Raw genomic sequence first — 11,633 nt, 5'->3', positions numbered from 1 at the left:
CGCCCGGCACCTGTGAAATCGGGCTACTTCACCTGCTCGACGCCCTGAGCAAGAGCGCGTGGCCGCGAGCACTGCCGCTACAACGCAGTGCTCGCAGTCATCACAGCGAATTTCAACAGGCTGCTAGATCCCTACTCAAGATCCTAGATCGTCAGATCAACCGCGATTGAAAGTCATGCCATTGCTGGGTTGGGGCCTGCAACAGATCACAATGTCGATGCGAACGGATGGATGCTCGAAGCGGCTGATATGGATAGCAAGAGCATCAACAAGGCGCTTACCAGCCCGGTCTAGCTGACCGATGTCTGTGATTGCAAAAACTCGCGACCATGGATTAAAAACAAAACTCATGGCGTGGACAGACATCGCTGACACCGACAGTCCATCCTCATACGGACTGTCAGATGTAGTTGCGAGAACAGGACGGATCAGTGACAGGGATGATGAGCCTTTAGCGCTGTGGCATGCCCATATGCTGCTGATGCTGCATCATCTGATCCATCATCATCTGTTGCATACCCATGTACCTGTCCATCATGTATTGATGCTGCTTCATCTGCTCAGGCGTCATCTGGGAGTAGTGGCTGCCCATTTGATCCCAGCCCATCATGTGGCCCCCACCCATCATCTTACCGTTACCCATCATGTGGCCACCGCCCATCATCTGACCGTCACCCATCATGTGACCGCCCTGCATGCCCCCTCCGCAGCACCCCATCATTCCGCCGCCACGCATTCCGTTCATCATGTGCATTCCTTGCTGCATCATGGTTTGGTGCTCTTGCATCAGTTTCTGACGCTGTGCAGGGTCGCTAGCTTTCTGAATTTGGTTCATTTGCTCCTGCATTTTCTTCAGGTTTTCTTGTGCCTTCGCCATCTCTTGATCAAATTGCTCAACGCTCATTGGCTGCTGTTGAGCCTGGCTGGTGGCACTGGAGTCCTGCTGCGCAAAGGTTAAGGCCGGAAAAAGCGCAGCCGCCAAAGCGAACGCGGCGAGTTTTGGTGCTTTCATTGCTCAGTTCCTTGCAGGTGAAAGTGGGTCGTGGGGTGAGTCACCAGTAGCCAATATAGACCTCGAAGACGGGTGTAGCCTGATGCAGGTCAAAAGTTGACCCCGTACCTGCTTCAGGTTGTATTAAAGCTGCCCCGACCACGGAGGTTGCCTGGGGGAGCGAATTTTCAGTGGCCAAGAGGTATTGCTCTCTAGGTGAGCAGCCCTGTCTGGGCATGGCGTGCTTCAGTGGCTAAAGCCTTTTGCCGCCAAAGCTGCCCAGCGGCGCTGACGGTGGGCGTAAAACAGGCGCGCAAAAAGCCACACGAACGGGGTGAGGATGCCGGCCTCGATAGTCACGCGATCTCGGTAAAGCGTTCCGCCACTCACTTCTTGAGCCGTAATGACGTGATCCCACTTGGTGATTAGCGGGCTATAGCCGTTGTCTCTGAGCATGAAGGTCTGAGCGTTTTCCGTCTGCGGGTAGGTAATCACAATCGCCTGACGGCCAATGGGCAGTACGCCGAATAGCTTCAGCTTGACCCAGTAGGTGCCCTCGCTCCAGGTATCAGGAAACTCAGCCGGAGCCAGCGGGCTGAAACTCAATAAGGGTGAAGCAACCTGACGCAGCAGGCGTGGTGTGCGCACCTGGGCGATCACCTCTGCAAGTGTGCACGGCAGCTGGGTGGCGAGATCGACTTGCATGGACACAATCACCGACTGGATGGGTTTTGCTCATCGCTCGCAAGCAAGGCCTGGAGTTCTTCAGGAACCGGCATGGGCTTGAACGCGCTGACTCTGGAGCGGCCTGTATTGCCGAGGGGCACCCAGATTTTGGAGAACAACAAGGCCGCGAAAATGCGCGGTATTTGCCCGGCCACCTCGCGATAATCGCCAATCTGCCAACCGAGCGTGAGCATCAGCCAGTGTGACCTAGCGTGCAGCAAGGGCTGGCGTTGAGTCAGGATGTGTGCGCGCTCCAGCCATTCAAAGGCATCGGTATTACGTCTCTCCTGCATGGCGTGCTCGGCCTGTTGAAAGGCTTGTTCAATTGCCAGTTGCAATGCTGCTTTCATCTTCAATCCTCCGTTCCTACTTTTTAAGCAGGCGCAGGCCGTTGAACACCACCAGCAGGCTGACGCCCATGTCGGCAAAGACGGCCATCCACATCGTCGCCTGCCCCGTTAGGGTAATGGCGAGAAACAGGGCCTTGATCCCTAACGCCAGCACGATGTTCTGCTTGAGGATGACGGCGGTCTGTTGGGATAGGCGGATGAAGGCCGGGATCTTGCGCAGGTCGTCATCCATCAAGGCCACATCCGCAGTTTCGATGGCCGTGTCCGTGCCGGCGGCGGCCATGGCGAAGCCGATTTCGGACTTCGCCAGCGCAGGCGCATCGTTGATGCCGTCGCCCACCATCCCAACAACGTAGCCGCGCGCCTGCAATGCTTCAACGGCCTGCAATTTGTCGACTGGCAGGAGATTGCCGCGTGCTTCGTCGATGCCCACCTGCTGTGCGATGGCTTCTGCGGTGTGCGGGTTATCGCCAGTCAGCATCGTGGTCTTCACACCCAGCGCATGAAGCTCCTCGATTGCCTGGCGGCTGGAGTCCTTGACGGTATCGGCAACGGCGAACAGGGCAATGGCACGCTGCGGATTGCACAACACCACCACTGTTTTGCCTTGGCGTTCGAGACGTTCCAGCGTCGTTTCCAGCTCGGGTGAGCAGAGGCCAAGCTCTTCCACCAGACGGTGGTTACCCAGGTGGAAATCCATGCCTTCAATGGTGCCCCGTACACCTCGACCCGGCAGGGCTTCGAATCCCTCAACGGTAGCGAACATCAGGCCATTCTCAGTGGCGTGCTTGGCTATCGCTTGCGAAACCGGGTGATCAGAGCGACTGGCGAGGCTGGCAGCATGAGTGCGACAGAGTTCTGAGTCCTGTTCAACCAGTGGCATGTAATCGGTTTGCACGGGTTTGCCATGGGTAATGGTTCCGGTCTTGTCGAGGGCCAGGAAGCCAAGCTTGCCGCCAGTTTCCAGATAAACGCCGCCTTTGATCAGGATGCCTTTGCGTGCAGCCGCAGCTAAACCACTGACAATGGTGACAGGTGTCGAGATGACCAAGGCGCAAGGGCAGGCAACCACCAGCAGTACCAGGGCACGGTAGATCCAGTCGTACCAGGGCTCGGCCATGAAGAGTGGCGGCACAATGGCGATAGCCAGGGCGAATAGGAATACGACAGGGGTGTATACCTTGGCGAATTGATCGACAAAGCGCTGGGTCGGCGCGCGTGAACCCTGCGCCTCTTCGACCGCGTGAATGATACGTGCCAGCGTGGTGTTGGCTGCGGCGGCCAGGACTCGGTATTCCAGGGAGCCGGCTTCATTGATGGTTCCCGCAAAAACCGGATCGCCGATGGTTTTCTCTACGGGCAGGCTTTCCCCCGTGATGGGCGCTTGGTTGATGGTGGAGTTGCCGGCAGTAACTTCGCCATCGAGACCGATTCGTTCGCCCGGTCGAACCCTGACCAATGCGCCTACGGCGATGGTTTTAACGTCAACTTCCAGCCATGTGCCATCGACCTGCTGCACCGTGGCGCGCTCTGGCGTCAGATCCATCAGGCCACGGATGGCATTGCGAGCCCGATCCAGCGACTTCGCTTCGATCAACTCGGCGACAGAAAAGAGGAACATGACCATGGCCGCTTCTGGCCATTGCCCAATCAGCACCGCACCGGTCACAGCGATACTCATCAACGCATTGATATTCAGGTTGCGGTTCTTCAGCGCGATCCAGCCCTTTTTATAGGTCGTCAGGCCGCACAGCAGAATGGCGAGCAGCGCCACGCCAGCCACAGCCCAATCTGGCGCAAGCTCGGCAAAGTGGATCACTTCCGCCGATAAGGCGGCCACCCCCGAGAGCGCCAAGGGCCACCAGGCTTTCTTGTGAGGGGTGCCTTGCTCTTCTTCACGTGCTGTTGCTGAACCCTCAACCACTGGCGTGAAACCAAGCTCGCGAATCGCTGCCAGTGCTGCTGGCAGCGCTTCTGCTGTGTGGCTGAGCGTCAGTACACGTTGAACCAGGTTGAACTCCAATGCACTGATACCGGGTAGCGAGGTCAGCTTGTCGCGGATCAGCTTTTCTTCAGTTGGGCAGTCCATCTGTTCGATTTTGATGCGGGCTTGCCCTTCAGCAGATAGCGGTTCTGCCTGCATTCCCAGGGACGAGATCGCCGCTTCGATAGGCGCGGTCGACGGCAAGCTGTGCCATACCCCAAGAATCCGATTGATCAGGTTGAAGTCGAGCTTATCTATGCCTGCGAGCTTGCTCAGTTTGTCCTGAATCAGCGTCTGCTCGGTAGGGCAGTCCATTTGCGCAATGCGGAAGCTGCTGAGCCTGGAGCCGGTTACGGCATTTACTGCTGTCGCCGCTGTGGCAGAGCACTTGCTTGCTTCGTTGGCGTCACAGCAGACATCCTTTGAAACCGCTTCAGGTTTGTATTCGTCACCGCAGCAGCCAGCCATGAAGGTATCCTCGTTGAACAGTTGTGTAGAGTGAACACCCTAAAGCCACTACAGGGTCAAGCGTTTGCTGAAGAGGTAATTCATGAAGATTGGAGAGCTGGCCAAGCTTGCCGATTGCCAGGTTGAAACGGTTCGCTATTACGAGCGCGAGGGGCTGTTGCCGGCTCCGGCCCGTAGCGAGGGTAATTACCGCCTTTACAGCAGTGAGCACCTTGAGCGGCTTACGTTCATTCGCAACTGCCGAACGCTAGACATGACCCTGGACGAGATCAGAAGCCTGCTGGCGCTGATGGATCGGCCAGAGGGGAACTGTGAGGGTGTGAATAGCTTAGTGGATGAGCACATTGAGCATGTGCAAGCGCGCGTGACCAGTCTGCTGGCCCTGCAACAACAGCTGATTGAGTTACGACACCGCTGTTCCTCTGAGCGCGGCGTAGATGAGTGTGGAATCCTCCAGCGCCTGAATACCACTGGCGGTGTCAGTGCGCTTCCGGATGATGGCCACACCCATGTTGGGAAAAGCCACCGCCACTAAACATGCGCCACCACCTGCCATGCGAGGCACGCTACATGGCAGGTGGTGAGTCTGGCTCAGCTGTATGCAGACGGTTAGCGCTTATTTGCTTTGTTCGACTTCAGCTTTGACCAGATCATTCAGTGGCTGCGCGCCGAAACTCAATAGCGGCTTGCCATTCACAAAGAACGTAGGTGTCTGGCGCACACCAGCCGCCTGGGCATCCTGAGAGTCCCTTTTCAGCGTCTCGGTGATATCGGCAGCCATCATCTCTGCACGGGCCTTCTCCACATCCAAGCCTGCCGCTTCAGCAGCCTCCCAGGCCTTCAGCACCTGTGGGTCACTGTGCCATTGCGGTTGCGCCACCATGAGTGCTTCCAGAACAGGCTCGAAGACCCCCTGCTTGCGTGCAGTTTCGAGGATTCTTGCTGCTGTTTCAGAGCCTTCATGGAAGAGGACGTAACGCAGCACCAGGCGCACATCGTTCGGGTTCTCAGCCAGGATCTGTTTCACTACTGGAAAGAAGGCGCGGCAGGCCTCGCAGGACGGATCGAAGAACTCAACGATGGTTACGGGCGCATTGGCGGTGCCGATAACGGGCGAATGGAAGCGCACCAATGAGCTAGCGACTGGAGCAACTGGCGGAGTCTCTTCACTGGCCGAATATCGATCATAAAAGAACGCCGCAGCAGCGAAGCCGAGCGCAGTAAGAATGCTGATCACGAGGACGATTGCACGTCTGCTCATAGGGAAGACCTCCGACGGATGAGAACAAGAAGAACAGCGATAAGGGTGAATGCGACCAGCGAAAGCAGTGGCAGAGGGACGCTGCCGAAAATCGTCATGTCAGCGCTGGAGCAGGACGGGCCTGCCCCACAGGGCTTGATGCTCTCTGGTATGGCCCCGAAGTAGAGCAGGCTGTGGTAGAGCGCGATGAGCCCGCCCACGACGGTAACCGGCAACGCATAACGCCAGACGCCGAAATCCGAGGTGTAGCAACCAACGGCCAGAATCACGACCAGTGGAAACATGAATGCGCGCTGGAACCAGCAGAGCACGCAGGGCGTTTTGCCCATGACCTCGCCGATGAACAAGGCGGCTAAGGTCGAAACCAACGCAATACCCCAGGCCATAAGCAACAGGCTCCAGGGGCTGGGAAAGCGAGTGTTTGTCTCTGTTTCCATCATGGTTGATATCTACCCTCTACAGAGGTGGGTGGCACGGGAACTACCGCCGACGCGATATCGTTCGTGGTGACGTCTTGAGCCAGTGCATCTGCCATGCCCACGAGCATCAGCACGATAGCGAGCAGTAATAAGCGCATCGGGCGGCGCAGGTGCGCAAACAACGCCCCAGGCTCGCGCGGAGAAAGCGATTGCATAAGTTGATCCTGGATTGCAGTGGTCTTTAGCCGCAGTGCGGCTTTGTTTAGATCACGCGGCTGGATCGCGGAGGGCGCTCAATCAAGTAGACCGGGCGAGTTGGTGCGGCTTGATCCGGCAGGGTAGCCAGGATGTTGCTTTCTGCCTGGGCTGGCAGGATAAGCAGCGGCCCAAGGTAAGGGGTCTCGTGCACATGGTCGGCAGTCATCGGCGAGTGCCGGTGACCTGCACAAAAGACGCAAGAGGGGGCTGCCTCTGTCAGCAAGCTGCTGTGCGTTGACTCGCTCTTGAATCCCGCTTGCGGCTCTGCACCAACCAACAGGGAAGACATATGCCAACCCATGACCAGCAGCAATGCCATGCTCAGTGTAAGCACTACTTGGATTGTGACCTTACGCCTGGGCATCGGGATGATGTCGATATGTATAGTGGTGGGAGGTATTTGCTCCGACCCTCATTGGTATGAAGATACGGTTGCCGTACGAATTGCTCCGCAATGAGACCATTCTCGGGGAGTAGGCACAAGCACCATGGCGATACCTGTGCGGCTTAGGTGGGGCGGGCTAGGATGCATGCTGGAAAAATCAGTGCTTCCGTTTTTGGCCAATGATCGAATTTTCAGGGTGCCCAGTTTGGGTCGACCTTGCCCTTTTTGACCTGCAAGTACAGGCCTGAAGCAGCCATTGATGAATGACCATTGGCCGTTAGCGCTGCTTGCCTTATCCCTAGCTAACCATCCTTGTCCTCCCTAACGCGGAGAGCAAACCATGACTTTGAGTGAACCATGACAAGAGATGCACTAGAGCAGAACCAAGTACCGATCTACTTCGTAGCAGTGATTGTCGCGGCGATTGGCGGCTTGCTGGCTCCGAACACCGCCCAGGGATTGTCGGTCTTGGTCACGCCCACCATCGCTGTTCTGATGTATGCGATGTTTCTTCAGATTCCGTTCCTGAACCTTAAAGATGGCATGCGCAACAAGCCCTTCATGGCTGCGCTCCTAGTCGCCAATTTTGTTTTGATTCCTCTCCTGGTTTGGGGGCTGACCCGCTTCTTGGATGGACATCCCGCCATCCTGATTGGCGTGCTATTGGTGTTACTGACGCCCTGCATCGATTACGTGGTTGTGTTCACCCACATTGGCCGGGGTGACTCACGCCTGATCCTTTCGGCGACGCCGATTTTGCTGTTACTTCAGCTTGCTCTTTTACCCCTCTACCTGGGGCTTATGCTGAGTGATACTTCGGGGGTGGTCGTGTCGATAGGCCCCTTTGTCGAAGCCTTTCTGGCACTCATCATGGCCCCGCTGATCCTGGCACTGCTGACAGAAGCATTGGTAAAGCGCTCCGCAGCGGTGAAGACATGGACTGATGCCTGGGCCTGGTTACCTGTGCCGGCCATGGCGGCGGTGCTCATAGCCGTGGTCGGCTCGCAGATTGCTCCCGTAGTGAATGAGATCGACAGGCTTGCTCCCGTTCTGCCGGTCTACATCGCCTTTGCTTTCTTGGCTCCTGTAATCGGTGCACTGGTCTCCAAAGCGTTCAAGCTGTCTGTGAAGTCAGCAAGGGCTGTGACCTTCAGCAGCTCGACGCGCAATTCACTGGTGGTGCTGCCCCTTGCATTAGCGCTGCCTGAAGAGCTGCGGGGGCTCGCCGCCGCTGCGGTGATCACCCAGACCCTTGTCGAGCTGGTTGCTGAACTGGTCTATGTCCGGGCTGTGCCAGCGTTTCTTTGCCCTGATCGTGCCGGGGCTAACGAACCGCTCAATGGCTGAACCCGCTCCGGGTTGGTCGCGTGACATCGATTGCGGACGCAGAACAACGTCTTGTTGCGGATGTCCGCTGTTAGCCAGAAGCAGCACACCTCCAGCGTCACCCAGCGGCTAAAAGCGAATATCTGAAGCTGCGCACAATTCGCCAATCCCTATACCTGTTTGACCTTCCGTATCTACCGAGCGCTGCGCTATGCCAAAGCTACATCTAGTGCTGGGTTAGCCTGGCCGACTTAGCGGTGTTTGCCGCAGCGATAGATACCCGCAATCGCCTTCGGCTACCATGCGGAAAGCTCTGAGGCAGGCTGCTTGGGAATATCACGTGTAAGGGATCACGATGTCGACTTCAACGATTTTCAGAGAGTTCTTGGGCAATCTGCGCATCACTAACCACGCAACCATTGAAGACCGATATACAGAGATAACCCGGTCACTGAATAAGTATTTCCGAGATTTTGATTCAACAAGCAACAACCTTCAGGTTGGCTCTTATGGGCGCTGGACAGCTATCGAAGGCGTTTCAGACCTGGACATGCTCTACATCATGCCCGGCAGCGCGTGGGAGACCTACAACAAGGATGGGGGGCAGTCAGCGCTGTTGTCAGACGCCCGCGATGCAATTCTAAAGCGCTATCCCGCCACCAAGATCACCGTGGATCGCCTGGTGGTATGTGTCACGTTTCAGAATTTCAACGTCGAGGTTCAGCCGGTCTTCAGGCAGGGCGACGGCAGCTTCGTATACCCCGACACCTATAAGGGTGGCGCTTGGAAAATCACCAAGCCCAAGGATGAAATCGAAGCTACCAAGACGGTTGATGATGACCAAAATGGGAACCTGCGGAGACTGTGCAAAATGCTTCGTGCATGGAAGAACAAGCATGGCATTGGTATCGGCGGTCTGCTGATCGATACCCTGGCGCATAATTTCCTCACGTCGACTGATGCTTATGCCAATGCAAGCTTCGGCTCATACGACTGCATGGTTAGGGATTTCTTCGAGTACGCCAAGAACCTTCCCCAGCAAGACCGGTACGCAGCCCTAGGTAGCCGTCAGCATGTGAAGGTCAAACAGAAATTCCAAAAGCCTGCCAAGCGTGCCTATGAACTCTGCGTTAAAGCCATCGAGGCGCAGGGAGAGGAGTATGAGGGCGACCGCTGGAAGAAGATTTTTGGGCGCAGCTTTCCTTCAACCCGTACAACCACGCGCAGCGCCATGGAGTCTTTGGGTTCTGCCTACAGCTTCAGGAATACAGAGCAGTTCATCGAGGATCTGTATCCTGTTGATATTCGCTTCCCTCTGTCGGTCGATTGCGATGTTGAGCAGGACGGCTTCAGGGAGCGTCTGCTCAGTGAGCTGATTCAGCTTGGCCTACCGTTACGTGCACGCAAAACCCTCAAATTCAGGGTTACCCATAACGGTGTTCCTAGACCCTACAGTATGAAGTGGAAAGTGCTGAATACCGGGGATGAGGCTGAAAGGCGCGACTGTATTCGCGGCAACATTGTGAGCGATTCAGGGTATGAGTCCATCCAAGAGGCCACGAACTTCAAAGGTGAGCACATGGTCGAGTGCTATATCATCAAGGATGGGGTGGTTGTAGCCCGCAGCCCAATTCCAGTGCCGATTAGTGAGAACACATGAGCCAGGTCGCACTACTCAAGAACATTGCTGAGACAGGCTACAACGTGGGCTTTGGTGGTCGAAAGCACTGGGCCACCTATGACATCGTGGAGAAAATACCGGGCTTCATTGGCTTCTTGGGAACAGCCGTAGGTATTTTTGCCTTGGTATATGACTCGCTTTCTGCGAAAAATATATCCGCAACTATGGCTGTGATTGGGATTATTGGCATCTATATCTCTGTATATGACTCCAAAAAGTCCGAATATGAAAAGTCTGCCGTAGAACTCACACAGATATATAACGGCCTGAGAGGCCTCTATCGGAAGGTGCAGTCACTTCCGGCTGATGCGGACTTTACTGCATACCAGGGTGAGCTTTCTGGCTTAGAGTCGCGCTACTATAATGCGTCTATTAGTAAGCAAATTCTTTTCAGCGACTGGTATGCGCATTACAAGTTCTTTTGGCAATACCAGATTGATTGGGTTAATGAGCAGAAGCATTTTTCGTTGGTCAGGGATAAGGTTCCGTTGACTGCATGGCTGGCTCTGGCGGCATTGCTGATATTTGCCGGTGCGTCTTTTATTTCGCGCATCGATACCATTAAGGCTTGCCTCGGGATAGTTTGACCGTCGAGCAGGATTCGGATTCCTCTGGCTGCTGTTTGTCGTTCCGGTGAGTGAATTTTAGTTGGTGGCACAGCAGGAGTAGGCGAAATGGCTATGGATGTATTGCTGCATGAGGTGCTCCGCAAGATTCATTCGGGAGTGAAGTCCTTCGAGCCAGATAGTTCCTCATCCGATGATATTAAAAACTTCCAGAGTCTTGCCAAGACAATAGTTCATGCCCACAGTCTAGGCTACATAGAACAGATGATACCCAGAAAGGAGCACTATTCTGGTAATGGGTATTATGCCGTCATACTTGTGAGAGGAGGGCTCACCTACAAGGGCGAGCAAATTTTACAGCAGTTCTCAGGTCAGCCAACGCCAGTGGATGAGTCTTTGGCTGAGCTATTTGGGAGAATCCCGAGTCATAGCATTCGAGAGAAGTGGGGCAAAGCTCTCCATCGACGAATTACAGACCCCAGCGGCGCTATTACTGCTGCAAGAGCCCTGCTTGAATCGACGCTGAAGTGGATCATTGAGCAGCGCGGCGGGAGGCCGACTGATAGTAATAAAGAGCTCTTCAGCAAGGCCATTGATGCTCTTGGGTTAGAGGTAAAAGGGAAGCCCATTGAAAAAACTATCGAGGGTTTGAGCTCGATCATCTGGGGCATAGGTGATATGAGAAACAAGCAGGGTGATGCACATGGAGCAGCAGCGGACGCCATACCTCCGACAAAATATGAAGCTGGATTGTGCGTAAACCTGGCCGGCGCAGTGGCTTTGTACCTTCTGGAAGAATTCGAAGCTGGTGCGTGATCCTTGTTCATAGGCCGAAGGTTGGTCAGGAAGAGGGATTAGTGCAGTAGACGTAGGGGTAAGCGTAGTTTGGCTTGCCCAGAAGAGTTGAACTGCATCAGCGAATACCAGCCATATGTGCGCTCAAACGTCACGATAACGTAGAAGCTGCCGCTTGTGGTGTGTAGTACCCAGAAGCCCCCTTCGCAGTAAAGATGTATTACATCTGATGTTCGAATTGTAGCTCCCTCCCTGAAGCGCTTTCGTGAGCCTTGGTGGCTAAAAACGCAACCTATGCGTAAGCGTCCAGCCAAGTCACCTTCCGAACTCCAGCATTAAGGGCGATGGTGTCCGCGTATTTTTAAGCGGACGCGATAGCCCTTATCGCCGGGATTCCCATGCGCCAACGAAGCTCTTACCCCA

The 11,633-nt window shown here is 55.3% G+C and carries 12 protein-coding genes; 5 read left to right on the top strand and 7 right to left on the bottom strand.

All coding sequences use genetic code 11. The annotated features are described in order from the left end of the window. Positions 1-451 precede the first annotated feature (451 nt). From ACN8M7_RS25795 to ACN8M7_RS25780, 4 genes are all read right to left on the bottom strand, one after another. Complete coding sequence (locus ACN8M7_RS25795; protein WP_011911891.1) at positions 452-1,012, bottom strand: hypothetical protein; 561 nt, start codon at positions 1,010-1,012, stop codon at positions 452-454. A gap of 225 nt (positions 1,013-1,237) precedes the next feature. Beyond that, positions 1,238-1,696 carry a hypothetical protein gene (locus ACN8M7_RS25790; RefSeq protein ID WP_041755877.1) on the bottom strand — a complete coding sequence of 153 codons (459 nt, stop codon included), beginning with the start codon at positions 1,694-1,696 and terminating at the stop codon, positions 1,238-1,240. An 8-nt stretch (positions 1,697-1,704) separates the two neighbouring features. Continuing rightward, on the bottom strand, positions 1,705-2,067 hold the full coding sequence (locus tag ACN8M7_RS25785; protein ID WP_011911889.1) for a DUF3703 domain-containing protein: 363 nt from the start codon (positions 2,065-2,067) through the stop codon (positions 1,705-1,707). A gap of 16 nt (positions 2,068-2,083) precedes the next feature. Beyond that, positions 2,084-4,366, bottom strand: a complete 2,283-nt coding sequence (locus ACN8M7_RS25780; RefSeq protein ID WP_011911888.1) for a heavy metal translocating P-type ATPase — start codon at positions 4,364-4,366, stop codon at positions 2,084-2,086. A gap of 235 nt (positions 4,367-4,601) precedes the next feature. On the opposite strand from ACN8M7_RS25780, the gene cadR reads away from it, so the two are divergent. Then, positions 4,602-5,054: a Cd(II)/Pb(II)-responsive transcriptional regulator gene (gene cadR / locus ACN8M7_RS25775; protein ID WP_011911887.1), complete on the top strand. Its 453-nt coding sequence runs from the start codon at positions 4,602-4,604 to the stop codon at positions 5,052-5,054. Positions 5,055-5,135: 81 nt separating this feature from the next. Here cadR and ACN8M7_RS25770 read toward each other — a convergent pair whose 3' ends face one another. From ACN8M7_RS25770 to ACN8M7_RS25760, 3 genes are read right to left on the bottom strand one after another with little or no spacing between them, the layout of a single operon-like run. Continuing rightward, on the bottom strand, positions 5,136-5,780 hold the full coding sequence (locus ACN8M7_RS25770; protein WP_095461390.1) for a DsbA family protein: 645 nt from the start codon (positions 5,778-5,780) through the stop codon (positions 5,136-5,138). Then, on the bottom strand, positions 5,777-6,220 hold the full coding sequence (locus ACN8M7_RS25765; protein WP_011911809.1) for a disulfide bond formation protein B: 444 nt from the start codon (positions 6,218-6,220) through the stop codon (positions 5,777-5,779). Before ACN8M7_RS25765 ends, ACN8M7_RS25770 begins: the two co-directional genes overlap by 4 nt. Next, the gene (locus ACN8M7_RS25760; RefSeq protein ID WP_041755276.1) at positions 6,217-6,414 is read right to left on the bottom strand and encodes a hypothetical protein; all 198 of its coding nucleotides are present in this window, start codon (positions 6,412-6,414) and stop codon (positions 6,217-6,219) included. The genes ACN8M7_RS25765 and ACN8M7_RS25760 overlap by 4 nt, the downstream gene beginning before the upstream one ends. Positions 6,415-7,199: 785 nt before the next feature. Here ACN8M7_RS25760 and ACN8M7_RS25755 point away from each other — a divergent pair. The 4 genes from ACN8M7_RS25755 to ACN8M7_RS25740 all read left to right on the top strand — a co-directional run bounded on the left by ACN8M7_RS25755 (position 7,200) and on the right by ACN8M7_RS25740 (position 11,231). Then, positions 7,200-8,189, top strand: a complete 990-nt coding sequence (locus ACN8M7_RS25755; RefSeq protein ID WP_075750424.1) for an arsenic resistance protein — start codon at positions 7,200-7,202, stop codon at positions 8,187-8,189. Between the two features lie 334 nt (positions 8,190-8,523). Next, positions 8,524-9,828 carry a nucleotide-binding domain-containing protein gene (locus ACN8M7_RS25750; protein ID WP_075750422.1) on the top strand — a complete coding sequence of 435 codons (1,305 nt, stop codon included), beginning with the start codon at positions 8,524-8,526 and terminating at the stop codon, positions 9,826-9,828. After that, the gene (locus ACN8M7_RS25745; protein WP_075750420.1) at positions 9,825-10,436 is read left to right on the top strand and encodes an SLATT domain-containing protein; all 612 of its coding nucleotides are present in this window, start codon (positions 9,825-9,827) and stop codon (positions 10,434-10,436) included. The genes ACN8M7_RS25750 and ACN8M7_RS25745 overlap by 4 nt, the downstream gene beginning before the upstream one ends. An 87-nt stretch (positions 10,437-10,523) precedes the next feature. Next, entirely contained in the window at positions 10,524-11,231 is a 708-nt protein-coding gene (locus ACN8M7_RS25740; RefSeq protein ID WP_490262617.1) for an abortive infection family protein, read from the top strand. Positions 11,232-11,633: the final 402 nt, after the last annotated feature.

This window comes from Pseudomonas spartinae, assembly GCF_965197125.1.
Lineage (GTDB): Bacteria > Pseudomonadota > Gammaproteobacteria > Pseudomonadales > Pseudomonadaceae > Aquipseudomonas > Aquipseudomonas composti_A.
This window is presented reverse-complemented; position numbering and strand designations above follow the sequence as displayed.